21 protein-coding genes are annotated in these 24,436 nt (G+C 49.8%); 2 read left to right on the forward strand and 19 right to left on the reverse strand.

Going from position 1 to position 24,436, the window contains the following annotated elements:
• Window positions 1-69: 69 nt before the first annotated feature.
• The 4 genes from rfbB to rfbA all read right to left on the reverse strand — a co-directional run bounded on the left by rfbB (window position 70) and on the right by rfbA (window position 3,581).
• Window positions 70-1,089: a dTDP-glucose 4,6-dehydratase gene (gene rfbB / locus DXD77_RS05015; protein WP_117648006.1), complete on the reverse strand. Its 1,020-nt coding sequence runs from the start codon at window positions 1,087-1,089 to the stop codon at window positions 70-72.
• Between the two features lie 75 nt (window positions 1,090-1,164).
• Complete coding sequence (locus DXD77_RS05020) at window positions 1,165-2,139, reverse strand: hypothetical protein (RefSeq protein ID WP_117563878.1); 975 nt, start codon at window positions 2,137-2,139, stop codon at window positions 1,165-1,167.
• A 9-nt stretch (window positions 2,140-2,148) separates the two neighbouring features.
• Window positions 2,149-2,586 carry a DUF4869 domain-containing protein gene (locus DXD77_RS05025; protein WP_055252684.1) on the reverse strand — a complete coding sequence of 146 codons (438 nt, stop codon included), beginning with the start codon at window positions 2,584-2,586 and terminating at the stop codon, window positions 2,149-2,151.
• A gap of 95 nt (window positions 2,587-2,681) precedes the next feature.
• Entirely contained in the window at window positions 2,682-3,581 is a 900-nt protein-coding gene (gene rfbA / locus DXD77_RS05030; protein WP_089573663.1) for a glucose-1-phosphate thymidylyltransferase RfbA, read from the reverse strand.
• A gap of 139 nt (window positions 3,582-3,720) precedes the next feature.
• Between rfbA and DXD77_RS05035 the strand changes: the two genes are divergently transcribed.
• Together DXD77_RS05035 and DXD77_RS05040 are read left to right on the forward strand one after the other, a co-directional pair.
• Window positions 3,721-4,914 (forward strand): DUF4422 domain-containing protein, encoded by a 1,194-nt coding sequence (locus tag DXD77_RS05035; RefSeq protein WP_158548911.1) that lies wholly within the window; start codon window positions 3,721-3,723, stop codon window positions 4,912-4,914.
• Window positions 4,915-4,989: 75 nt separating this feature from the next.
• Window positions 4,990-7,389, forward strand: coding sequence for a glycosyltransferase (locus DXD77_RS05040; protein WP_117563880.1), 2,400 nt, complete (start codon window positions 4,990-4,992; stop codon window positions 7,387-7,389).
• 76 nt (window positions 7,390-7,465) lie between these two features.
• Here the strand turns inward: DXD77_RS05040 and DXD77_RS05045 are convergent, their stop codons facing one another.
• The 15 genes from DXD77_RS05045 to DXD77_RS05110 form a co-directional block, all read right to left on the reverse strand.
• Entirely contained in the window at window positions 7,466-9,649 is a 2,184-nt protein-coding gene (locus DXD77_RS05045) for a hypothetical protein (protein ID WP_117648007.1), read from the reverse strand.
• A gap of 26 nt (window positions 9,650-9,675) precedes the next feature.
• Entirely contained in the window at window positions 9,676-10,032 is a 357-nt protein-coding gene (locus tag DXD77_RS05050) for a DUF2304 domain-containing protein (protein WP_117563882.1), read from the reverse strand.
• Entirely contained in the window at window positions 10,032-10,742 is a 711-nt protein-coding gene (locus DXD77_RS05055; RefSeq protein ID WP_233502336.1) for a glycosyltransferase family 2 protein, read from the reverse strand. Before DXD77_RS05055 ends, DXD77_RS05050 begins: the two co-directional genes overlap by 1 nt.
• Window positions 10,743-10,768: 26 nt before the next feature.
• Window positions 10,769-12,028, reverse strand: coding sequence for a glycosyltransferase family 4 protein (locus DXD77_RS05060; RefSeq protein ID WP_147324133.1), 1,260 nt, complete (start codon window positions 12,026-12,028; stop codon window positions 10,769-10,771).
• A complete protein-coding gene (gene wecB, locus DXD77_RS05065) occupies window positions 12,010-13,185 on the reverse strand; it encodes a non-hydrolyzing UDP-N-acetylglucosamine 2-epimerase (RefSeq protein WP_117563884.1) in 1,176 nt (391 codons plus the stop codon). The genes DXD77_RS05060 and wecB overlap by 19 nt, the downstream gene beginning before the upstream one ends.
• Before the next feature lie 21 nt (window positions 13,186-13,206).
• Window positions 13,207-14,271 carry a glycosyltransferase gene (locus DXD77_RS05070; protein ID WP_117563885.1) on the reverse strand — a complete coding sequence of 355 codons (1,065 nt, stop codon included), beginning with the start codon at window positions 14,269-14,271 and terminating at the stop codon, window positions 13,207-13,209.
• Window positions 14,272-14,330: 59 nt separating this feature from the next.
• Complete coding sequence (locus DXD77_RS05075; RefSeq protein ID WP_117563886.1) at window positions 14,331-15,548, reverse strand: NAD-dependent epimerase/dehydratase family protein; 1,218 nt, start codon at window positions 15,546-15,548, stop codon at window positions 14,331-14,333.
• A gap of 1 nt (window position 15,549) precedes the next feature.
• The gene (locus tag DXD77_RS05080; RefSeq protein ID WP_117563887.1) at window positions 15,550-16,605 is read right to left on the reverse strand and encodes a polysaccharide biosynthesis protein; all 1,056 of its coding nucleotides are present in this window, start codon (window positions 16,603-16,605) and stop codon (window positions 15,550-15,552) included.
• A gap of 248 nt (window positions 16,606-16,853) precedes the next feature.
• Entirely contained in the window at window positions 16,854-18,056 is a 1,203-nt protein-coding gene (locus DXD77_RS05085; RefSeq protein WP_147325416.1) for a lipopolysaccharide biosynthesis protein, read from the reverse strand.
• A gap of 35 nt (window positions 18,057-18,091) precedes the next feature.
• Window positions 18,092-20,872: an N-acetylmuramoyl-L-alanine amidase gene (locus DXD77_RS05090; protein WP_117646339.1), complete on the reverse strand. Its 2,781-nt coding sequence runs from the start codon at window positions 20,870-20,872 to the stop codon at window positions 18,092-18,094.
• 174 nt (window positions 20,873-21,046) lie between these two features.
• Entirely contained in the window at window positions 21,047-21,268 is a 222-nt protein-coding gene (locus DXD77_RS10270) for a hypothetical protein (protein ID WP_147324135.1), read from the reverse strand.
• A gap of 83 nt (window positions 21,269-21,351) precedes the next feature.
• Window positions 21,352-21,738 carry a glycosyltransferase family 2 protein gene (locus DXD77_RS05095; protein WP_117646340.1) on the reverse strand — a complete coding sequence of 129 codons (387 nt, stop codon included), beginning with the start codon at window positions 21,736-21,738 and terminating at the stop codon, window positions 21,352-21,354.
• Between the two features lie 102 nt (window positions 21,739-21,840).
• Window positions 21,841-22,032, reverse strand: a complete 192-nt coding sequence (locus DXD77_RS05100; RefSeq protein WP_117563891.1) for a hypothetical protein — start codon at window positions 22,030-22,032, stop codon at window positions 21,841-21,843.
• A gap of 165 nt (window positions 22,033-22,197) precedes the next feature.
• A complete protein-coding gene (locus DXD77_RS05105; protein ID WP_117563892.1) occupies window positions 22,198-23,277 on the reverse strand; it encodes an acyltransferase family protein in 1,080 nt (359 codons plus the stop codon).
• A 40-nt stretch (window positions 23,278-23,317) separates the two neighbouring features.
• Complete coding sequence (locus DXD77_RS05110; protein ID WP_233502337.1) at window positions 23,318-24,421, reverse strand: ATP-binding protein; 1,104 nt, start codon at window positions 24,419-24,421, stop codon at window positions 23,318-23,320.
• Between the last annotated feature and the right edge of the window lie 15 nt (window positions 24,422-24,436).

Here is a 24,436-nt window from a genome sequence, read left to right on the forward strand (position 1 = left end):
CGCAGGGTCATCCCCATGCCCTGCGGCCCCGCGCGGGCGCCCCGCGGCGCGGTTCGCCGGGATGCGGTCTTACTGGCCCTGGGCCCTGTACCTGGCCTCGGTGGCCTCCTTGGCCGGCCGCCACCAGGACTCGTTGGCGACGTACCAGTCGATGGTGGCCTTGAGGCCCCCGGCGAAGTCGGTGTGCGCCGGCCTCCAGCCGAGCTCGGTCTGCAGCTTGGTGGAGTCGATGGCGTAGCGGCGGTCGTGGCCGGGGCGGTCGGCGACCCAGTCGAAGTCCTCGGGGTCGCGGCCCATGGCCTCCAGGATCATGCGCAGGACGGTGATGTTGTTCTTCTCGCCATTAGCCCCGATGAGGTAGGTCTCCCCCGTGCGGCCCTTGGTGAGGATGTCCCAGACGGCGCTGGAGTGGTCCTCGGTGTGGATCCAGTCGCGGACGTTCTCGCCCTTCCCGTAGAGCTTGGGGCGGACGCCGTCGATGATGTTCGTGATCTGCCTGGGGATGAACTTCTCCACGTGCTGGTAGGGTCCGTAGTTGTTGGAGCAGTTGGAGATCGTGGCGCGAAGGCCGTAGGTACGGGTCCATGCGCGCACGAGCATGTCGGAGGAAGCCTTGGTCGAGCTGTACGGCGAGCTCGGGTGGTACGGCGTCTCCTCGGTGAACTTCGCGGGGTCGTCGAGCGCCAGGTCGCCGTAGACCTCGTCGGTGGAGACGTGGTGGTAGCGGATGCCGTATTTCCTCACGGCCTCCAGCAGGCGGAAGGTGCCCTCCACGTTCGTGCGCAGGAACGGCTCCGGGTCGGCGATGGAGTTGTCGTTGTGGCTCTCGGCGGCGTAGTGCACGATGGCGTCGTGGCCGGGGACCAGCCTGTCCAGCAGCTCGGCGTCGCAGATGTCGCCCACGACGAGCTCGACCCTATCCTCGGGCAGCCCCGCGATGTTCTCGGGGTTGCCGGCGTAGGTCAGCTTGTCCAGGACGGTGACGTGCACCTCGGGGTGGTTGTTGACCACGTAGTGCACGAAGTTGCTGCCGATGAAGCCGCAGCCGCCCGTGACGATGATATTCTTGGGTTCGAAAATCTCAGACATGAAAATCCAATCTGAAGCATGTACAGCTTCTTTAGTATGCCGCAGGAAGTGACGCCGCGACGCTATTCAACAAAACTATCGGACATTTCGGCATGCGATAAGAGCCATAACCTTCGCAGAATTACCTCCTGTACAAAACGCCTCCGAAATGCAGTCTTTGTCGTAGTGAAAAACCGAATCCCCAGTTATTTCACGTAAGTACTTATAGAAGAAATCCTCCCAGCTTTTAAACTTCTCACTGTTTACAAAGGCTTCTGGGGTTTCCAAAACCGCCTTAACATCTAGCTCTGAAATTACGCCGGAGCTCAGTAGAAGCCACTCGAATGATTCGGGAAGACAAACCGTAACAGTATCGCGGTGAATGTCTTGCAGCTTAAGGACGCGGTCCGCATAGCACCCAAATGCCGCCCCGTCCGCGACAACAAACACGCGATCGTCGAGATGCTGATCCAACCAGCCCAAAATCGCGCTGTTCGTCATGGCCGAAGTACAGGTAAGCTCACTGTCAGCGAAATGCCGTTCAAAGAACTGGAAACCAGACTTACTGTCCTCGCATAGAAGGATAGAAAAGTCCTGTTTTGGCGCCGACCGGGAAATAGCATAACGATGATTCCCGCGATCTTGATAAACAGGGACGAAAGAATGGTATTTTCCGCTCGTCTTAATCTTGTAAATCTCATCCACGCTATACGGAAGATTGGGGAAATCAGCCCTTGAGATCAGCACGAAATAATTCGAGGAATACAGCACATGATGGGCAAACTCATCAGAATGGATCTCTTTTAAGCCCTCATCGACAAATACAATCGAGTCATGAACGGACGAAAGCTGGTTTCGCCAATCATAATCGGTCAGGGCGACACAGGGACAATCGCATTGCAAGGAAACGCCCGACTGCTCGCCCGTTCGCATGTAGTCTGCGACCATGTCAAACAGTGTCGTCTTACCCGTGCCACTATCGCCACGCACAATAGTGATGTTCCGCTTGATGGTAAATGTGTACTTAGTTCCCCTGCGGCGGGAAATCTTAACGAGATGCGAACCGTTCATAAGCAGTACCTACAGATACGGAATCGACTCGTGAATCAATTCGGCCATGTTGTGAACGATTCGGCCGCTATTCACGACTTTAATTTTAAAATCCTCGCGACCAAAGTCCATCACATGATAGAGATTCACAACAAGCTTGCGGTCTTTCGCCATGTCGAGAATCCACTTGGCACAGTTGTCACCACAGGTAGAAGCGTTAAAAATTTGCTTACGATCAAATCTCATAAGCAGCAGCGTTTTCACGCCACCAGAAAGCTGGAGTGGGGAGATGAATCCAAGCACAGGGCTTTCGATGACGTTTTCGGAGACAACATCCGATCGATCAACATCTTTAATTATCGAGACTGCATAGGGATCCGTAATCCAAGAAGACCGGTAAGAGTTTTTGAAATATGTCGCTGTGTTGTAAATCGCTTCTGGCATATCGCCAAAGTAGACGCTTAACACATCCACTCCCAATCATATTGTCTTTATGGTCAACGTAATCATAACGAAAGGGGCCACCAGATAAACGGTGACCCCTAAAAGAAAACAAGCTTGCGCTAGTACTCGCGCGGGCTGTTGACGATCTCGCCGGCGGCGACCTTCTTCAGGTGCTGCCCGTAGACCGACTTGCCGTAGGCCTTCGCTGCCTCCTCCAGCTCGGCGGTCGTGATCCAGCCGTTCTCCCAGGCGATCTCCTCGGGCACGGACACGGGCAGGTCCTGGGAGTGCTCCACGGCGCGGACGAACTCCGCGGCCTCGTGCAGGCTCTCCATGGTGCCGGTGTCCAGCCACGCGTAGCCGCGGCCGAGGGTGACGACGGACAGCGTCCCCTCCTCCAGGTACATCTGGTTGAGCGTGGTGATCTCCAGCTCGCCGCGCGCGGAGGGCTTCACCTGGTGGGCCTTGGCTGCCACGTCGCCCGGGTAGAAGTACAGGCCGGTGACGGCGTAGGAGCTCTTGGGGCACTCGGGCTTCTCCTCGATGGAGACGGCCCTGCCCTCGCCGTCGAACTCAACGACGCCGAAGCGCTCGGGGTCGTCCACGTGGTAGCCGAAGACCGTGGCGCGGCCCGACTCGGCGTTCTGGACGGCGCGCGTCAGGTGGCGCGACAGTCCGTTGCCGTAGAAGATGTTGTCGCCGAGCACGAGGGCGCACGGCTCGCCGCCGATGAACTCCTCGCCGATGGTGAAGGCCTGCGCCAGGCCGTCGGGGCTCGGCTGCTCGGCGTAGGAGAGGTTCACGCCGTAGCGCGAGCCGTCCCCGAGCAGGCGCTCGAAGTTGGGCAGGTCCGTAGGCGTGGAGATGATAAGGATGTCCCGGATGCCCGCCAGCATGAGGGTGGACAGCGGGTAGTAGATCATGGGCTTGTCGTAGACCGGCAGCAGCTGCTTGGAGGTCACGAGCGTGAGCGGGTACAGGCGGGTGCCGGACCCGCCGGCGAGGATGATGCCTTTCATGTAGTCCTCCGTGTCATTTAACTGATTTAGTTACGACTTATATAATAATCTCTATCGGTCATATCAATTAAAAATATATGAGCGATACCCATTGAACAGGCCATCTAATTGCCTCAGCACGGAAAGAGCGTCAGGAACAGTGAAGATTTACATTGCAGCGCATAAGCACTTTGGCATTGATGCGCAAGCGCCATATCAGCCGCTCTACGTTGGGGCAAGCTCCATTCCAACAGACAATCGTCAGGCTGGATGGCTGTACGACGATCAAGGCGATAATATTTCCCAGAAAAACAAACACTACTGCGAGCTTACCGGCCTCTATTGGATATGGAAGAATTCTCCTGAGTCGATAGTTGGGCTCACGCATTATCGAAGGGCATTTGAGTCCCCCAACGACTCGAAGCAGATGCTCAGAGACTATGAAATTGAGAACATTCTTACCAAGCATGACTGCATTGTTGCAGCCAAAGAACCCTGCACAAGCTCAATCGGGTGCAACTTAATCACTGTTGCTGAGCAGTATAGAATGATCCACTCTTCGACAGATCTGCTACAGGCAAGGGAAATCATCAGGACGAAATGCCCTGGCTACTTGGATGCTTTTGATGAAGCAATTTGTGAGGAGTGCTCTTTTTCGCCATGCAATATGTTTATTTGTAAAAAGGAACTGATGGACAGATATTGTAAGTGGCTTTTCAAAATTGAAAAACAACTTGATAAGCGAATTGACTATATAAGTGGTCGCGATAGCTATCAACAAAGGATGCCTGGCTTTATCTCAGAACGACTATTCAATGTCTTCCTTAAAAAGGAAGACATAAGATGCTATGAATGCCGCATCTTTAACCCAATAAATAAAGAGGCCCTCACGATCGATCAAAGCGCGTGGCCTCAAAGGAGACCGCAACTTACGTGCGCTTGCTCTACGAATGCAATATTTAACGGAGCAGACTATTCATCTGTATTTGATTATTCCTTTTATGTAAATCATTACGAGGATCTATTCGATAGATATAAAGACGACCCCCATGGAGCGCTGGAACATTTCATTGCAATCGGCATTAACGAACATCGAGTTGCGCATCCTCATTTTTCTATTAGCTCTCTTCTGAATGGAAATCCCGATTTAAGAAGTAAGTGCAGTGGAAATCTCGAAGCAACGCAAATGTATATAGCGAATCCTAAAGAGTATATGCATCCAATTGGGTATGAAAACATTCATCCGCTAGACGAGCAAAGCAATTCGACTACGGCCACATGGCATGAACGTCGAATTACAGCAGCGCGCATCCGATACCAAGAAAGAATAGAGAGGCTACCCGTACTGGGCTAATTCAATGTAAGAATAAACCCTAGATCAAGGTGAAATAGCACAGACATCTTCAGTGCAACGGAAAGGTAAATTGAAATGAAAATTAACATGGATTGCATTTGCCGCGGAAGCGGGAAGGTGTACGTTCTTCTAAAGAATGTTGAGACAGATGCATCAAATATTCAGGTGACAGCAGCAAAGAGCGACGGAACGACAATACCAAGCTCAATCTATCCATACGAGTCAAATAACAATCAATACGTCATAGTTCTTCCCGACCTCGGAACTGGTGATTGCGATATTCAGATTAATGATTTGAATGCGCAATATGCCTACGATGCCATTAAAATCAGCTTTGGCACGGCAAAATGGGCGTCAAGATTAAACTACAAAATTAAGAATGATTTGTCCCATTCCATTAGGAACTATGACGATAAGCATGACTTGGATGTAGCAAGCATGCGTTTTCACGAGTTTATCGAAGATGGAGATGAGGCCATTCTTCGCTGCTCAGTAAAACTTCCTCAGCGCAACGACAACAAAATAGCCATCAGCTGCTTCGATACTTCGATGAATCGAATTGAGATCGAGCCGATCACCACCGATGACATTACGATTCCCTTGTGGTTTGCCCCCAATAAAAAACGGCGCGAGATTCAATACTCGGTCCGAATCCCAAATAGCACAAATAGGCTAATCTTCACAATCGAAGATGACAATCACCCGAGCTTTAACAGCTTCGCTGTTGTGGACAACGAAGAGCTCGAAAGGCTGCGCATTTTAACCACATCGAAGATGCAACCTATTTCGATTGATCCATCTGCATATCCAAAATGGCTCGAACAACACAAGGCAAGCTCGGCGATGCTCGAAAAACAATCGATGGTTACCTTCAAGAAAATGCCTTTGTTTAGCATCGTCGTTCCCCTATTCAACACACCCGATAATTTGTTCAGGGAAATGGTGGAATCAGTTCTTAAACAGAGTTATGCGAACTGGGAGCTTGTGCTGGTCAATGCAAGCCCAGATAACAGTGCGCTTGTGGATATGATCGAAACCGCTAAGAATAATGACGCTCGCATTAAGGTGATAGAGCTAGCGAGCAATTCCGGCATTTCCAAAAATACTCTTGCCGGAACAAAAGAAGCGAATGGAGATTTCATTTGCTTCTTGGACCACGACGATACTCTTGAGCCCGCGGCGCTTTATGAATATGCGCATGCAATTAATGCTGAAAACAATACTGATCTCATTTACTGCGACGAAGACAAACTGTTTGCCAATGGCAGCTATGGTGACCCATTCTTTAAGCCAGATTTAAGCATCGATTTACTACGAAGCGTTAATTATATTTGCCATTTTCTTGCAATCAGAAAGACACTATTCGATTCTCTGGAGTACGGCGACGAGCAGTACGATGGAGCCCAAGACCATGACCTGACGCTTAAGGCGATAGAAAACGCACGAAATGTGGTACACGTGGCTAAAATTCTGTACCACTGGAGAATGACCGAAAACTCAACTGCAGGTGACCCGAACTCAAAGCTATATGCATGGGATGCTGGCGTCAAAGCCGTACAGGCCCATTTGGACAGACTTGATGTTTCCGCAAAGGTTTACCGTGGAAACGACCCCTTCACTTATAAAGTTACCTATGCAGTTCCAGATAGTCATCCACTTGTATCAATCATTATTCCGACAAAGGACCATCCCTCTGTTCTCGATACGTGCATTAAGTCGATCATTGAACGCTCAACGTACGATAACTACGAAATCGTCATCATTGAAAACAACAGCGAGAACCCAGAAACATTCGAGTACTACTCTGAATTAGAAAAATGCTATCCCGATATGATCCGCATCGAATATTGGGGTGCAGAATTCAATTTTTCAAAACTGATGAACTTTGGCGCTAGCAAAGCAAAGGGCGATTACCTTCTCTTGTTAAACAACGATACAGAAGTTCTAACCCCAAACTGGATTGAAAACATGCTGGGCATTTGTTCACGAAAAGAAGTTGGCATTGTTGGCGCAAGACTTTTCTACAGCGACAATACTTTGCAACATGCGGGCGTCGGTATCGGAGGAATTGGAGCCGGCCACCTTGGAAAAGACTACCCCAGAGGTAATTGGGGCTACTTCAATCTATGTGACCGCACGCAAGATCTAAGCGCAGTAACTGCAGCATGCCTCATGACTAAGAGAGCTGTATTCGACGAAGTCGGTGGCTTTAGAGAAGAGCTGGCTGTTGCTTTTAATGATGTTGACTATTGCCTCAAAGTGAGAAGTCACAACTATCTTGTTGTATATACACCCGACACCGAGCTGTATCATTATGAGTCGCTATCGCGAGGCTATGAAATCAGCGACGAAAAGAAAATGAGGTTCCATAGGGAATACTCATTGCTCAACTACCTATGGCCAGAATATTACGTGAAAGGCGATCCGTATATAAACAGCAACATCATCAGCGGGAATTTGTATTATCAAATTTAAAAGCGCTATGATGCTTATATCATAAACACGTAAAAAAGAAGAAGGGGCTGCCGGTTTAACCAGCAGCCCCTTCTTCCTAATAGGTCAATTCATATAGAACAAACCCGTTTGCTGAACCTAATTGCCTAATTTGTAATTTATCAGATGAAAACTCCGTCAAATCCCTACTAGACATAACGTACTTCACATAAAGCTGCCTCAAATCATCTTCAGTCAAATTCACTGTGAAGAGATCATCCTGAGTGGAATTAAATGACGTAGACGGGGCGAATACATTAGCAATGACATGAGCATACCTGTTGTATGCGCACTCGTTCTCGTTATTTTCATCGATAGAATTCCAACGCGCCAGATCAGGATAAGCATTGGTAGAGTTAATTACAGGCGCTCCATATGCAGCGCAAAGATTGGCAACTGTCCAAGAACCATCGACAACCCATTTATCTGAATAATCACTCTCTTCGACAAACTGATTAACGAGAGCCTCTAAATTCGTATCTGTAATTGGAGCCGCACCGATTTGAACTGGATTGATACAGAGCCCTGGAATTACGCCGAAGCAAATCGCGAAAGCAACAAATAAACCGGTACATTTTTTACCAAGAATATAGGAGCGAAACGAAAGGCACGAAAAAAGACAGAACAATATAAACATCAACAAATACAGCATCCTTGCAACAAGATATTTCGCAGAAAGAAGGATGAAAATCTGGAATGCTGAACTCAGAATAAGACCGATTATTAAGATAATTGACAAATAACCAATGGAGCTATTATTCCCTTGGGATTCTTTAGCCTTTTCGACAGAAATCAAAAATAGGAGAAGTTCCAGGTAACCAATAGGAAACAACAGTCGCAGAACGGGGACGTTATACATTAAGGTCATTCGAGATAGAAATGACGGAAAACCAATAAATGCAAAGGCCAGGAAAAACAATTGAAGTGCCGTAAGCAAAAATAGCTGCCAATCCCGCCTTTTAATAAAACAGAGCAGAGATGCAAGCGTTCCAAGAGGGAAGAAGCAAAGAATGGTTGCAATTTCGCATTCATTTGAAACCAGTGGTGAATCAAAGGCGTAAAAGAGTGAAATTGCATAAGAAAAAAGTTCAGGAAGTCCGCTTCCACCTGTTTCAAAGCGCGCACCAGGATAAACGGTATTCATAACAGATGTCATTGCTTCGGAGGACTGGAAGAAGGAAAGGAATATTAGTCCCGCTGAAATCAACAGGCAGGATACTAAAACAAAAGTATCAATTAGTGACCATGCAAGAACTGAATGTTGATTGTTAGATTTTAAAGTTTGACAATACTCTGTTGTTCTAAATACACCCATCAAGGCAAAAATGAAGAAAAATGGGACCATCCAAGCAGGGTACATGAGCATTATGTAACAACCACATAGCCATGCTATAGCAGCTAGCGCAATAATCCTGATATTTCTTTTTTGAGTAAAGAGCGCCCTATCCAACAACAAGACAAGGGCTTGGCCATAAAGAATCACCTCGCCCGTGCCCCACCATTGAATTAATGGCGAAAAACAAAGCAAGCATGAAAAGAGAAAGCTGAGCGGCTTTGACTTAATAATGAGAAAGGCACAATCAAAAGAGACAAGAACCATTAGACATAGTTTCGCGGACCAGGCAAACGCTAGGCCGAATTCAAAACCAAATAGCAAATAACCCCAAAGCACTGGTCTAAATAACGTGATTACGCTCCAGCAGGCAGCGCCATAAACCATCCGGACATCCGTTAAATCTCCTCTCAGGATTTCCGAAATTGGAGCATAGCCATTATGGGATTGAGATAATTGAAACAGGGTTCCAACTGAGAACTCATCACTTCGAAGGGACCTCGGTATACCCCAAAACGGAGTATCAGCGTTTTCAGGGAGCATAATGCTCCACATGCCAAGCGATGAACCGCTGATTTTAAAAGCAACGGCAAGCAACGCTACAGTCATACCGATTAACCATCGATATTTATACAAAAACTCGCTTTTATACTCAACCAATTTGATTACAGAAATGACAAATATAATAGTCAATCCAGCAACAAATAGAACTGCCCTATCGTCATTAAGCATCGGGTTGGCAATTGTAAAGCCAACCGTGCCATAGAAAGCATCAATGTAATTAACAAACAAAGACAGATATATCAGTGCAAAAGATAACGGCAGGACAAAAATACCGACATGGTAAAGGCGATACAAGCCGCCGCAAACGCGATGGTTTCGAGCTTCCGCTGCTAAATAGTTGTTCATACAGTTAATCTAAACTCCGTCTTTAATTAACTCTGCTGATTCCGCAAAACATCATTCTCATTTTCAAGTATCGCAATACGTTGAGTTAAGTTCTTGCAAGCCGTAACGAGTCTGCTGATCGCAATACTGAGAGATAGAGAAATCATCAATAAAAGTACCACGGCGACGAGAAACGCAAAATTCGAAGGACTAATAAACCCGATACAGCCTGAGATTCGATAAATCAACTCCGGAAAGCAAACGCTTAATAGCGCCACCACGCACAGGCAGAGCCATAGTAACGAGTACTTTAAAAGTAGCTTTCCTTTGCCGACTAAGGAGACGACATAAAAGAAAAGGCCACTAAAAATTACGCCAGCGCCCACACGAATTATCATACTCATTAGTGAGCCGCCTTTCTATAAACAAAACAGGCCATGGAAATTGCAAGCGAAACTTTAATCATGTAATAAATTGAAGAAAAGCCAGAAATTGATGACACTCCGCCCTGTCTCTCGCGCATAAGTACGGGAACCTCAACCACTGAAAGACCAGTTTTTAATGCTGCGGCAATAGATTCAGGCTCAGGGTAATCGTCTGGGTAGTCCCTACAGAACAGGTCTATAGCCTTTTTTCCGCACGCGCGAAATCCAGAAGTAGGATCTTTAATCGTCTTTCCGGTAAATAACCTCAACCAACCAGAAAGCCATCGGATACCCACTCTCCTTAAAAATGTAGACTGAAAGCCTTCCGTGGGCACGGCAAATCTGGAACCGATGGTTAAATCGGCACCATCAATAATCGGCTCGATTAAATTCCCGATATAAGAAGGATCATGCTGACCGTCACCATCAACCTGGACATCAATGTCATAGCCATGTCTGAGCGCATATTTATGACCGGCCTGAACGGCACCACCGATGCCTAAATTCTGCGGAAGGTCGAGGACATTAAATCCATGCTGACGACAGATAGATAGAGTTTTATCGGTTGAACCATCATTTACAACAACATAATCATAACCAGCTTCAACAACCGACGAAACAGTCTGAACAATATTGGCTTGCTCATTATAGGCAGGAATGATTACCAACACCCGCAACATGTCATCCATTAAAACCCCAACGATCCACATCGGACCTATATTGAAAATAGAACTTGCTTAATTTTATCCAAACAAACCAATCTCGAGAAATGCTCACGATAATAATTGAAGCCATTGGATCCCAACGCTTCAATGGCGTCTTTATTCATTGAAGCAATTTTCACCATGTTGCTAGCAAGTGCGCTAGCATCTGAGGGATTGGAGACGAATCCGCACCTAGCAGAACGAACCGCATTGGCGCCTTCGCCGCGCATTACAGCAAGTATTGGTTTCGAAGACGCCATGCAACTTGAAATTTTCGCCGGAATAGTAAGCTCTAACTCAGGATTGTCAGCAAATGGTGCAATCATTGCCGTTGCAATATCTGAATACGTGGGCACAACTTCAGGATCTACGCGCCCTATAAACAAAATGGACTCGCTTAGTCCCTTATTTGCAACGGTCTTCTGCAATTCCGCTCTGGACATGCCATCGCCAAGAATTAGCAGCTTCATCTCAACAGAACTATTTTTGATTGCATACGAGAATGCCTCAACAACTGTGTCAAGACCCTGTGCGGGAGTTATTGATCCGGCAAAAAGGAAAACGCACTGACTTCCAAATTGCGATCTCAGCTCCTGTGAAATACTCTTTTGTTCGTAAACCTCCTCACAGTGCTGAGGTATTACACTTATCGAAACATCCGGATTCAAAGGTTTAATCCTATGAAATAAGTTGTCGGCCAAAGAGTCACTCAAGGCAATCAGCTTATTACAGGCAGCATACTGCTTGTCGCAAAACGATTTGGCAAAAGCTCTCAGAAAGCTATTTTGGACATTTAAAACGGTGTACAAATTTTCAGGCCAAATATCCAAGACATAGGTGACAAGAGGACATTTACTTCGCAATGCAGCAAACCTTGCTGGAATTATCATCAAAATAGGACTTGTATTATAGCAAAATACAACGTCGTAATTGTTTTTGAGCCTTAACGCCTTGAAAGATGCAGTAATCGGCCAGCTAATATAGTTCAGGAAAATGCGGGCCGAAGTATTACCCTTTCGGCGTATTTCACCAGACCGAAAGACAGACGCACCATGGTAATCATCGCAACGATGGCCACAATAACCATATCCTTCAGCCCATTCACCTGAAGGATAATTTGGAATACCGCAAAGGACATCAACGCTTGCACCGTCTTCAATAAAGCCTTCGACGATGTCGTTGACTCGAAAAGTCTCCGGATAAAAATGCTGCGTTACGACAAGTATTTTTTTACCAGCGCATGAGCTAGTCATTAAATGCTCTTCCTCCACACCATCTTGTCCACGACGCCGGTGTAGCTCTGGATGATCTTGACAACCTTGGTGGACACGGTCTCGTCGGCGTAGTCGGGAACGGGCGCCTCGGGCAGCGACCCCTCCGCATCGAGCTCGACGGCAGTGTGGACGGCCTGCAGAAGACCCTTCTCGGAGATGCCGGCGAGCGTGAAGCACGCCTTGTCCAGCGCCTCGGGGCGCTCGGTGGAGGTACGGATGCACACCGCCGGGAACGGGCGGCCGACGCTCGCGAAGAAGCTGGACTCCTCGGGCAGGGTGCCGGAGTCCGACACCACCGCAAAGGCGTTCATCTGCAGGCAGTTGTAGTCGTGGAAGCCCATGGGCTCGTGCATGCGCACGCGCGGGTCCAGCTTGAAGCCGGTGGCCTCCAGGCGCTTGCGGGAGCGCGGGTGGCAGGAGTACAGGATCGGCATGTCGTATTTCTCCGCAAGCGCGTTGATGGCGGTGAACAGGCTCGCGAAGTTCGCCTCGGTGTCGATGTTCTCCTCGCGGTGGGCGGACAGCAGCATGTAGTGCTTGGGCTCCAGGCCGAGCTCGGTGAGGATGTCGGAGGTCTTGATCTTATCCAGATTTGCGCGCAGAACCTCCGCCATGGGCGAGCCCGTGACGTAGGTGCGCTCGGGGGCGCAGCCGGTGTCCTTGAGGTAGCGGCGGGCGTGCTCGGAGTAGGCCAGGTTGACGTCGGAGATCACGTCGACGATGCGGCGGTTGGTCTCCTCGGGCAGGCACTCGTCCTTGCAGCGGTTGCCCGCCTCCATGTGGAAGATGGGGATGTGGAGCCTCTTGGCCGCGATTGCCGACAGGCAGCTGTTGGTGTCGCCCAGGATCAGCAGCGCGTCGGGCTTCACCTCAACCATGAGCTTATAGCTCGCGGCGATGATGTTGCCCACGGTCTCGCCCAAGTCGGCGCCCACGGCGTCCAGGTAGACGTCGGGGTCTTCCAACGACAAGTCGCGGAAGAAGATGCCGTTGAGCGTGTAGTCGTAGTTCTGCCCGGTGTGCGCCAGCAGGCAGTCGAAGTGGCGGCGGCACTTCTTGATGACCTCGGACAGGCGGATGACCTCGGGGCGGGTGCCCACGATGATCAACAGCTTTAGGCGGCCGTCGTTATTAAAAGAAATATTGGAAGTCATAGTTTTCCCTAAAAGCCGAGTCTAGTATTTAGCCAACAATAATGAGGCGGACAACACGTCACCACATTCAACAAGTTTTGAATCGTCCCTATGCAAGGTCTCGGAGCATCCACCGACATCGTAACAAACGACCGGAACCCCACAAGCCTCAGCCTCAAGATTGACCGTAGGATAATTATCTTCGTATGTTGGATTGAATAAAACGGAGGCAGAACTATATAGTGAGGCCAACTCTATCTGAGAGTCGGTTCGCGGAATACCAACCACCCCCGGAGGTAGTTGCCTCATCTGCTTAGCACTCAGTCCAACCAAAACAATAGAATACTCGGACTTGTCAAGCTTATCCGCAAGGGCAAAAAAGTCTGAAAGACCCTTACGCTTGGACCATGGAGAGGCAACCCCTAAAATAATTTTCCTCGAATCAAGGCCGTATTTCTCCTTAACGCTAAAAACCTCACTATTGGATCGTGGCTTAAAAACGTTGAGATCAATCGTATTGTGTACAACCTCAATCGGATACTTTGATAAATAGCTACAAGCGACCAGTCCAGCCAGCCATTTAGAAGGGGTAATGATAGTCATTCGATTGGAAGGCAGCGAAGTGAAAATCGAACGTTTGGCCTCGTAGCTCCATTTACATGATGCAGAATTAATAGTTGGAGGATATCCCATAAGTTGAGGGCACCTCTTGGCGCCACATCCAGTTTTCCATTGATTGCAGCAAGAATAGGTGAAATAAGGGCAATGGCCGGTAAAAGCCCAGCAGTCGTGCAAAGTCCATACAACACGACAATCAGATCTAATCAACCATTTAAACAGTTTATCAATATTCAAATAGTAACCATGGAGGTTGTGCAAGTGAACCACGTCAGGACCGAACTCATCAAGACGATGAATCAACGCGTCGGTTTGCCTCACCGAATGAAAGCCCGCCTTACCGTCAAGGAGAGTAAGACCAACGTCAAGTATAAAATTAGCCGGTGACCCAAAACAGTATTCACTGACACTGCTCGCAGGCCTTCTTCTGCCCCAGCAAGCAAGCGATTCGTGTCCCTGATCAATAAGAGCAAGATGCTCCTTCATCATAATGCGCCCAGTGGATCCATTTGGAACGCTATTAATATGAGCGTATCTGGTCAAAACCTCTAGACTTCCTCGTAGTAAGTGTCGGGGTCCTCGGGGTCGAAGGGCTCGTTGGCCCACATGACCGTCACGAGGTCCTCGGTGCCGGACAGGTTGGTGATGGAGTGCGTGTAGCCGGGGACCATCTCCACGGCGCGCATGTCCGAACCCGAGACGATGTACTCGTCGACGGGGAACGGGTTGCCGCCGGCATCCTCGCCCACCTTCCTCAGCTTGATGGAGGCGGTGCCGGAGACCACCAGGAACCTCTCCCACTTGCTCATGTGCCAGTGGTTGCCCTTGGTGATGCCGGGCTTCGAGACGTTGATCGAGACCTGGCCGCGCTCCGGCGTGCGCAGGAACTCGGTGAACGAGCCTCGTTCATCCATGTTGGGCTTAAGGCCGTAGGCGAAGCGGCCCGGCTCGTAGTAGGAAAGGAACGTGCTCCAGAGTTTCTTGGAGAAGGAGCCCTCGGAAAGGTCCGGCACCGAAAGCGTCTCGCGGCTGTCGCGGAAGCTGCCCAGCAGGTAGACGATCTCGCCCAGGGTCCTCACGTCGGTTTCCGGGACGTAGCAGAACCCGTCGCCCTCGACGCGCTCCAGCCCCTCGTAGCCGCAGCGATGCTCGTTTCCGAGCAGGGCGCCCAGCATCTCGTCCACCAGGTCGTCGATGTAGAGGAGCTCGAGCTCGACATTGGGGTCGTTCACGGTGTAGGGGCGGCCGTTGGCGATGGCGTCGCAGAAGGTCGCGACGGCGGAGTTGTAGCGCGGGCGGCACCACTTGCCGTAGAGGTTGGGGAAGCGGTAGATGAGCACCGGGGCGCCGGTGCGCTCACCATACTCCCGGAACAGGCCCTCCCCAGCGAGCTTCGACTCACCGTAGGCCGATCCCTCGAAGCGGCCCGACAGGCTCGCCTGCGCGGAGCTGGAGAGCATGACGGGGCACGTGTTCCCGTGGCGCTCCAGGGTATCGAGCAGCGTGGAGGCGAAGCCGAAGTTGCCCTCCATGAACTCGGACTGGTCCTCGGGGCGGTTGACGCCGGCCAGGTTGAAGACGAAGTCGGCGCGGGAACAGAAGTCGTCAAGCTCGTCGGCGGTGGAGTCGATGTCGCACTCCATGACCTCGAGGGGCAACAGGGCCTGGTATTTCGCGCGGCGGTCCTTGCCGTCCCTTATGTTCTTCAGCGCGCAGCAGAGGTTCCTCCCCACGAAGCCCCTCGCGCCGGTGACGAGGACGCGCACCCTACTGCACCGCCTCGTGCTCGCGGCCCTCCAGGGCAAGCTGCACGTACTCGGCGGTCTTGATCTTGGCGATGGTGCCCTCCACGTCGAGCCTCTCGGTGTTGTGGGAGGTGTAGGACTCGTCGGCCTGGGTCTCCACCTCGCCGTCCACGACGAACTTGTCGTAGTTCAGGTCGCGCGAGTCGCATGCCACGCGGTAGTAGCCGCCCATGTCCTCGGCGCGCAGGCGCTCCTCGCGGGTCATGAGGGTCTCGAAGAGCTTCTCGCCGTGGCGGGTGCCGATCACCTGGGTGCCCGTGCGCCCGAAGACCTCCTGGACGGCCTCGGCGAGGTCGCCGATGGTCGACGCCGGCGCCTTCTGGATGAACAGGTCGCCGGGGTTGGCGTGCTCGAAGGCGAACTGCACCAGGTCGACCGCCTCGTCCAGGTTCATGAGGAAGCGGGTCATGTTGGGGTCGGTGACCGTGAGCGGCTCGCCCTTGCGGATGCGGTCGATGAACAGCGGGATGACCGAGCCGCGCGAGCACATGACGTTGCCGTAGCGGGTGCAGCAGATGGTGGTGCGGCCGGCGCCGTTGCGGGCGTTGGCGTAGATGATGGACTCCATCATGGCCTTGGACTTGCCCATGGCGTTGATGGGGTATGCCGCCTTGTCGGTGGACAGGCACACGACGCGGTCCACGCCCTCGTCGATGGCGGCGTGGAGCACGTTGTCCGTGCCGATGACGTTGGTGCGCACGGCCTCCATGGGGAAGAACTCGCAGGAGGGCACCTGCTTGAGGGCGGCGGCGTGGAAGATGTAGTCCACGCCGTGCATGGCGTCGCGCACGCTCTGGGCGTTGCGGACGTCGCCGATGAAGAAGCGCACCTTGGAGGCGAGCTCCGGGGACTTCTCCTGCAGGCGGTGGCGCATGTCGTCCTGCTTCTTCTCGTCGCGCGAGAAGATGCGGATCTCGGCCAGGTCGGTGTTCATGAAGTGCTTGAGCACGGTGTTGCCGAACGAGCCGGTGCCGCCCGTGATCATCAGGGTCTTGTCCTTGAATACGCTATCGCACATTTCAAGCTCCAATTAAATAAACTAAAGGTGAATGAATCTTAAAAACCTTAGTCGATGCTTAACCTACTAATACGTTTCTTATCCTAAACGAAAAGACGACTGCTGCACATAAATTAGAATTAAAAAGCTTTTATACCTGCGCTAAAACTGATAACTCCCCCAATTAGCGTTGAAGAAGTCATTACGGGTGGATATATAGTCTCAGCCAAACACTTTTGTATCTAAGTATTTAACAAATCTCTGATGCACTATTTCCGAATAATGCAAGGAAGCATCGCGACACATCCGACAAGATAAGCAAGCGAAATTGCGGCACTCGTTCCGTTAGGTCCAAATAGCCGAATCAATAAGCTAGAAAGGGGGACGGCAACGATTAAAGCAACTAAATTACCAACAAGATTACCAGCCATCTTTCTCTTAACAATCGTCAGGTCGGAAAAGAAGCCGATAAACGCCGTAAGCAGCGAGCTAATAACCGCACCGTATAGCAAAAAAGAGTACTGATGAATTTGGTCACCAAAAATTAGTCCCAACAAGTAGTCGCCGCAGATAAAACAAGCTAACAGAATAACAATGGACAAAACTAGAGCACCAAGAACGACCTTCATCAACATAGCATTAAATGTTTTATTATCCCCCGACTCACTAGCGCTCGCAAAAACGCCGAGCAAAGGGGCATAGGCATTAGCAGCACCCGCCTGAACGATTGCCGCAGGAGAACACACCGAGGAATAAACACCCAACATTGAGGCACCCAGTACGGTAGCAAGTTCTTGACGCGAAACGGATGTAACCGCAGCACAACAAAAAACCCCAACCGTAGCGGGAAGACACTTATAAAACAGTTCAGACATCGCCTTGAACCTGAAAGAAGGAACGATCGTGTCGAAATTAGAAGCCCAACGTGCATCAACAATCATCACGGGGAGAGACACCGCGATCATCAGAACAATACTCAATACAAGAGAATGTGAGATAAACATTCCGGCGCAAAACACCAGAAGAGACAAAATACCTCTCAGTAGCATCGACATGCCACAATAAAACATATTTCCCGCTTTTTGATCAATGCCATGGAACACATCAACCATAACTTCAATTGACTTATATATGCAATAGAGGTACACGGGGAGAAGGGAAGACTGCTGACAGGTAAAGAATGCATAAGGTAATACGAAAACAAATCCCAACACTATTGTGCTTAAACGAAAACCAATGTATTCCCCTGAAGAATACTCACATGAAAGATCGGATACTTGAAAGGATCGAATCTTATATAAACCGATCGGAACAAATAGATTGCTGATTGTCATTGCCAAAGATAAATCACCAGCATAGGTAAAATCCGACGATAGTCGAACTACAGCAACTGTCGTTAACCACTGGCAAGCAAGGTATGCAATAGAGCCAACGGTATTCCATGTAATGTTTTTCTTTAAATTATCAGTCAAATTAACCCAATCGGTTTTAGATTTTATTAAATAGCCTAACCAATTACCTCTTTAGCGATTGCATCAATGCTTTCACCATATCCAACGCCAGGAACAGCCCATTTACCATTTAAATCAATGGTTCTCGGAGCGCAACCACGACTGACATATTTAAAGCGAGCGTCAATACACGGATTGACCAAGGGCTTCGTAGAACCATACGCCTTTAGATGTTGGACCTGCGCCCGCAGTCCCTCACGAACAGATCCGAAGCTATAGCCTGGGTTACCAGCCCCCGTGGCACCAAGGCCTCCAAAATTACACTGATCAGGCTGAACCAAATTGCCAAACTTTAGATACCCAGTTTCTTTCATCACCTGTCCATATAAAACCTCAGGTGAGACGCCTTCCAACTGAGCCTCTTCATATAGAATTCTGCAGAAATCTCTAATGTTCGACGCTCCCCTATCCGTATACACGGCTGAAGGGAATCCTTTAGTACCCACAGTCTTTGTGAACTGATTGGCAGCATCTAGATAGGTTGAATAGGCGGGCGACATAATAAGGCCTTCATATCCAGTCATACTTGCGCCATTACGCCCCTCCTTAATGCCGCAATTTAAATAGTGAATGTAATAGCTCTTCAGGTTCAGCCCGATAGCCTTCCTCAGGTCCGTATAACGATTTCGATAGCCGTAGACGTCGAAGGACTCGCTCCCGCGCCGGCCCTCAGCCATGCCGCAGCTGACGAAATGGCGCAGCACGGCAGCATCGTCAACGAACCTCAAACCGCCCTTGACGGCTGTAAAGGCGTTCAGGACGTCACCGTTGTTGGAGGTATAGAAGTGGAAATCGTAAACGGGGGAATAATCGGTACCGCCCTGCGAAACGACAGCGCCCGCGAGGGAATCACATCCAGTCGCGATCCTCCCCTCAGCGCGACCGCTGCTGAGGTAATGGCCATAAAGAGCGGTGAGGTTGGCACCGAACGCGCGACGCAGGTCGGGGTATCTGTTGTAATAGCTCAGCACGTCGAAGGACTCGCTCCCGCGCCGGCCCTCAGCCATGCCGCAGCTGACGAAATGGCGCAGCACGGCAGCATCGTCAATCATTACAACGCCAGCGGGGCTTCGTTTAGAAAAAGCGTTGCGAATATCTTTGTTATTCGATAGATAAAATGAGGGATCATAGACGGATGAATAATCAACACCATTGATAGTCGTAGCGTATCCCTCGATCTTTGAGCATCCGGTCCCATGCCTTCCTTCTGCTTTTCCTGCCGTAACGTAATGCTCATAGTACTTAACTAAATCAAAGCCAAAGGCAGCTCTTAAATCTGGATACTCATTAAAATAACTCTGTACATCAAAAGTGGCAGAGCCGCGCCTACCTTCGCTCATGCCATAGTTAATAAAATGGTCTAGAGCTAAATCGCTATTTCCAGCCGTAGCTTTGGCAACGTCGGGATAATGCGACAAATAGTAATTAGCATCGAATACGGAAGAATAGTCGAGCCAAGTTGACTTAGGAAATTGCGCAATGATCGCATCGGCATCGGCTTCGCCAAGACGCCTACAGCCCTCATCGCTAAAATAATTCAACACGTCCCCCGCATTAGAAATAAAGCCATGCTCGATTAGGATGCCGGGAATACCTTGTTCGCGGGCACAACGGATGACCGCGAACTCATCTCCGACTTCCATCTGGAATACACCGCGATAGCTGAGCCCCATAGAAGCGAGGTTGTTCATAACTTTATTCGCGAGCTCGACGGAAACTTGCGTGTAATCATATTCATTGGCAGTGGGGGCATATACCTCAGCGCCATGGGCAACAGGCGAACCGGAATTAATATGGAAGCTAACAAAGGCCTGCGCACCTTGACTCACGCATCGTTGGACACGATAAAGGTAATCATTTCCGGAGTAGCCACCGCTTTGCTCGCGCGCAAGAACGACTTTAAAACCATACGCCTCAAGCTTATTCTTGCAAGCAGCAACAATCTTCCAAGTTAGATCCGCTTCACTCTTTCCATTTCCTTGCGCACCGGGATCAGTGCCGCCATGGCCAGCATCGAGGGCAATTACCCGTACGTTTTTTCGAGCCGAGCGCGCAGCATAAGTAGAAATGCCGTCCGGTGAATCGGCACACTCCAACGCCTGTTTGATGGATTGAGCCTCAACAGCATTGCCTTCGCCGTCTGCATAGTAAACGGAAGTGCCCTCGGAATTAGCAGAGCTCTCAACAACCGCAAAAGAATAATCCCTGTCAGAGAGATCAATCTCATGTTCAGCATCGTCGCCCTGCAGAACATAGGTTATTGAAGTAAGAAAGTATGTATTGAGATCTAGCTTCGAGCCAAATGTAAATGCGGCAGAATTTACAGCCTGCGCGGAAGCATTAACAGCTCCCTGAACTCCGTTGGCGCTCACATAGTTTAGCGTTGCGGAGGCGATGGTATCGCTGTCATTAGGAGTTGCAAACGCGACGACTTGGTCAGCCCCACTGATAAGGTTCGGGTAGCCAATATATATATATTGGAAGGAAGAATCAGTCGATTCGGCTTGCGGTTCAACCAAAGAAGCATCTGCACCGAAATCCTCATCAGCCGCCTCGTCAACATCCACCGGCAACGACTGCTCGACAGTCATGTCTCCGTCGGCAGGGCCCTCGTCACGTGAAGCTACGCCACCGTCTGCGGACGCCGCATCTGATGTAATATTCACTGATCGTACGCTATTCACAGCATAAGCAGCGGCTACAGGACTCATCAAGGGCGAAATCGTCAAGAGAGCAGCTAAAGAAAACGCTGCTGAGGCACGCAATGCCTTTTTCATATCGTATCCCCCATCACAAATAATGATACTAATGTTGCATTATCTTACAATCTCTTCCGCATCGGAAGTCCAGTTATAAAAGAGAATTGTTATAAAAGCAGATGGGAGACTGCTCCTATAAAAGATAGCAGGCGTACTCAGCGGGCTTTATTTCGTTCTTCCATTGACGCAGCGTTAAACTTTAGCTTTTAAATCAATAAGCAGCGCCCCAAACAACGCAAGCACCTGTGACACGAAAAATTCCTGAAGCAGGCAATTCGTCGTAATTCGCCTAAGCTCACGGCCGCGAAATACAGCAAAATGCCCCAATGTTTCGCTTGCATCAGAGGCGGCTGGGGCTTCATCGTCAGAATAATCTCGCCAGTTGCTTTTGGCAAAGCAAGACGCGATCTCCACGAATCAAACACCAGCAGTGTAGCAAAGCCCAACGCCTCCACAGCTCTTGAGCACCTTATACCGAACCTTGGCACCACTCCTCTCTAAAGCGAGAAGTACTCACTGTCGGAGGATGGGTTTGGTCCGAGCCAGGAGTCGCCATCGAGGAAGAACTCCGCCCAGCGCTGGATGAACAGGGCCTGTTCGCGCTTCCAGCGGCGCAGCTTTTCTTCGTTGGCCTCTTCCCTGCCGCGCGAGGTGAACTCGTAGTGATACAGCTCGGCATAGGGCGCAAAGATGGTGCGGTAGCTCGCCTCCCATACGCGCAAGCAAAAGTCTGCGCCGTTAAAACCAACCGCGAATTCCTCGTTATAGCCGCCGACCCGCTCAAATACGTTGCGTCGGACCATCTGGCAGGTGCCCGTCACGGCGCTAAAGTTACCCGGACGCACGGCGCGGGCAAGATAGCCCTTTCGCTTTGCAAAAGGCATCTTTGTGGCCGCAAATTAAAAAACGCAATACCATGCCCATATCGATACGTCATATGCGGTCAGCGCATTCTATTGATGTGGAAACCGGTTCGATTCCTTGATTTAAACCGAAGCCTCTACAGTAATTAAAAGCGCCTCCAACAACACCAGCACCAGAGGCATGCCAACCGAGTCATCATCGACGGTCTCAGAAAACTTCGCAACGGTTACCACGTCAGTCTTCGGCTCGATCGGCTTCTTAACAGCAGCCTCGGTGATATTCGTCTTAGTTGCAACAACCGTGGGCGTTACCATACCTATAACAGGCTTTGCGTGCCCACGACGCGCTTTCCTAGATGGTTGTCGACCAATCCGCTACAACCAGAGAACGCTGGTTCGAAATCCCAATCGTTCCATCACCTGTATAGAGGGATCGTCGTCAAATCACGTATGCGGAAGAAAATGTCAAAAGTCTTGGTTCTACGACAAAGCTTGATTTAACAAATCGAAAGGGCCGATAAAACGTATGATGAAACCAATCAAGAGCTTCCTGAGACCTTCCAACATTAAGCAAATCGCGAACACAGCTGTTGGAACCAGAAGCACCTGCAACATTCCCAGTCCAACGCCGACACGCGTAAAGGGAAACTGCGAGCTCCAGAGCCAACTTTGGATAGGCCCATAGTCAGAAATAAGATAAGTAGCAAAACATAGTTTCGCGACAGTGTTAACGAAACGGGAGGAAAAATGCGGCATTTTTAAATCGATCAACAAGACAGAGATGGCTATAACTAATGAAAAAATGGACGCCGGTGAACCAAAAAAGCCGTTATACAAATTCGCAAAGGTCGAGCCCAGCAAACCATCAACATGGAATTGACCATAAAACGAGATTGCAACTCCAACAAAAGAAGCAATGCAGCAAGCAACCAAGTGCCTTATATTCACTGTTGACAAATCTACATACCAGCGAATATAGCAAACAAGAACGCAAATAATAATAAAATCCACTAGTAGCCCGTCGATGGGAATCCAAAAGAGCGGCACATAACGCAGGAATCCAAAGGCGAAGACCAGAAAGATTGATAGATAAAGATGTAGTTTCTGGTCCAACGCATGCAAAGCCGGAATTAAAAAGGGCAGTAAAAATACAAGCCAAGCATAGACGGTTACAAACCACCAACTAGAACCAGTAAGAATTGGTGCAAAAATATCTATCAAATTGGTTGGACTTACTTGAATATCGCCGTGAAGCATGAAGAAAAATCCCAGCGCAATACTATAAAAGAGAACCGTGCCTTCGATTGAAGCTATCTGTTTAACAGCTTGTTTAATGGAGTATCCAGCTTTCCCCGCAACAAACCAGATTGTTATGGCAACAAAGCAGCCGACCGCAGTTCTTCCAATTGGATAGAAAAAGATATTGTAGAAAAACCTAGTAAACGAGCTAGGAAATACGGAAACAGAATCAGCGTTGTGAACAACAAAATGATGAGCCATTACCGTCCACATAAGGACAATGCGAAGTAATTCGATACGGGAATCTCGTATTTTTGCCATAATGCCCCCAAGTAAAATCAAAACCTAATTAAGCCTCGACCTAGAAGCGTTCGAGAATCTCCTCGGCATTCTCTCGCAGATAAATATCTAGGTCCGGCAAGGCAAACTGCACGTAGCCTCTCTGTGGCGCCTGAATAACCTCTCTTTGTAGCAATTTAGCCCTAATAGAGCTGATCTCATTGGTCTTTTTACCCATGCGCTTAGCAATCTCGGCTGATTTAGACTGTTGTTTATCCTCGCACATCGCCAAAAGGTATTTGATATCGTTAGGCCCCAGTCCAGAAATCGCGGGCTCGTGAACAACATCGTGAAAACGAGCCTCTGCCAGCGCAATGCCTTCGGTGACGTCGCGCTCGCTCACAATGGCACTTTTGGCACGATGCAAGTTAGCGCGCTGCCAAATGGAATAACCGACCAGTTGCACCAGATAGGCATAGCCCTTAGTGGCCTTAGCGGCTCTCGACAGAAGATTGTCCTCTATGGTCAAACCAGTCGCGACAAAACTATCGCCCATAGAGAGAGCTACCTCCACCCGGTTGATAGGCGCCAGATCTTCGGGGAGGGCACGTCGCAAGAACGTAAGCGCCTTGCCGTTAATAAGATCCATAACGCCGGCGGGTAAGCCGGCAAAGGCAAGTGCGATATCTACTTTTTCCCCTATCAAAAGCTGAACCGTAGACGCAATGGCACGCATATCGTCAATCGGGGCGTCCTGAACTTCATCGATGGCAATAAAAAGGCCCTTGGATGACTTCGCTGCCGAACTCAGCAACTTTCTAAGGCTCGACTCTTTGGGCGCAACGTCGACTTTCGCGGAAACAAAGCCGGCGTTTACGCCGACCGAAGCATTAGTCGCAAGGGAAGAATCAGCAACCTGATCCCTCAAGTCCAGCAATAGATTAGGGCCAGCAGAGACAATAGCGGTCTTCCATCCAAGCTCTCGAGCACGATCCCTAAGATCGCAGAGCAAAACAGTTTTTCCGGAGCCCCTCGGTCCAGCAATGCGCATGAGCCTCGCAGGTGCACCAATTCCCGCATTCAAACTCTCAGTAAACTCAAGGGCAATATCATCACGACCAATTATGCGCGGAGGCTCAGCGCCGGCAGTGGGACGAAACGGGTTATGGAATGCTGTGGCGCTCACTTGTTTGCCTCTCAA

Origin of the sequence: Collinsella sp. TM09-10AT (assembly GCF_003436275.1) — a bacterium.
Classification (GTDB): domain Bacteria; phylum Actinomycetota; class Coriobacteriia; order Coriobacteriales; family Coriobacteriaceae; genus Collinsella.

Excerpts from the sequence above, each read along its gene's own strand:
- DXD77_RS05105 (WP_117563892.1), bottom strand. The coding sequence starts at position 23,277 with ATGGCAAAAATACGAGATTCCCGTATCGAATTACTTCGCATTGTCCTT.
- rfbA (WP_089573663.1), bottom strand. The coding sequence starts at position 3,581 with ATGAAAGGCATCATCCTCGCCGGCGGGTCCGGCACCCGCCTGTACCCG.
- DXD77_RS05055 (WP_233502336.1), bottom strand. The coding sequence starts at position 10,742 with ATGGATGACATGTTGCGGGTGTTGGTAATCATTCCTGCCTATAATGAG.
- DXD77_RS05045 (WP_117648007.1), bottom strand. The coding sequence starts at position 9,649 with ATGAACAACTATTTAGCAGCGGAAGCTCGAAACCATCGCGTTTGCGGC.
- rfbB (WP_117648006.1), bottom strand. The coding sequence starts at position 1,089 with ATGTCTGAGATTTTCGAACCCAAGAATATCATCGTCACGGGCGGCTGC.
- DXD77_RS05100 (WP_117563891.1), bottom strand. The coding sequence starts at position 22,032 with ATGGTAACGCCCACGGTTGTTGCAACTAAGACGAATATCACCGAGGCT.
- wecB (WP_117563884.1), bottom strand. The coding sequence starts at position 13,185 with ATGACTTCCAATATTTCTTTTAATAACGACGGCCGCCTAAAGCTGTTG.
- DXD77_RS05090 (WP_117646339.1), bottom strand. The coding sequence starts at position 20,872 with ATGAAAAAGGCATTGCGTGCCTCAGCAGCGTTTTCTTTAGCTGCTCTC.
- DXD77_RS05020 (WP_117563878.1), bottom strand. The coding sequence starts at position 2,139 with ATGAACGGTTCGCATCTCGTTAAGATTTCCCGCCGCAGGGGAACTAAG.
- DXD77_RS05040 (WP_117563880.1), top strand. The coding sequence starts at position 4,990 with ATGAAAATTAACATGGATTGCATTTGCCGCGGAAGCGGGAAGGTGTAC.
- DXD77_RS05070 (WP_117563885.1), bottom strand. The coding sequence starts at position 14,271 with ATGATGAAGGAGCATCTTGCTCTTATTGATCAGGGACACGAATCGCTT.
- DXD77_RS05050 (WP_117563882.1), bottom strand. The coding sequence starts at position 10,032 with ATGAGTATGATAATTCGTGTGGGCGCTGGCGTAATTTTTAGTGGCCTT.
- DXD77_RS05095 (WP_117646340.1), bottom strand. The coding sequence starts at position 21,738 with ATGCCTTTTGCAAAGCGAAAGGGCTATCTTGCCCGCGCCGTGCGTCCG.
- DXD77_RS05080 (WP_117563887.1), bottom strand. The coding sequence starts at position 16,605 with ATGTGCGATAGCGTATTCAAGGACAAGACCCTGATGATCACGGGCGGC.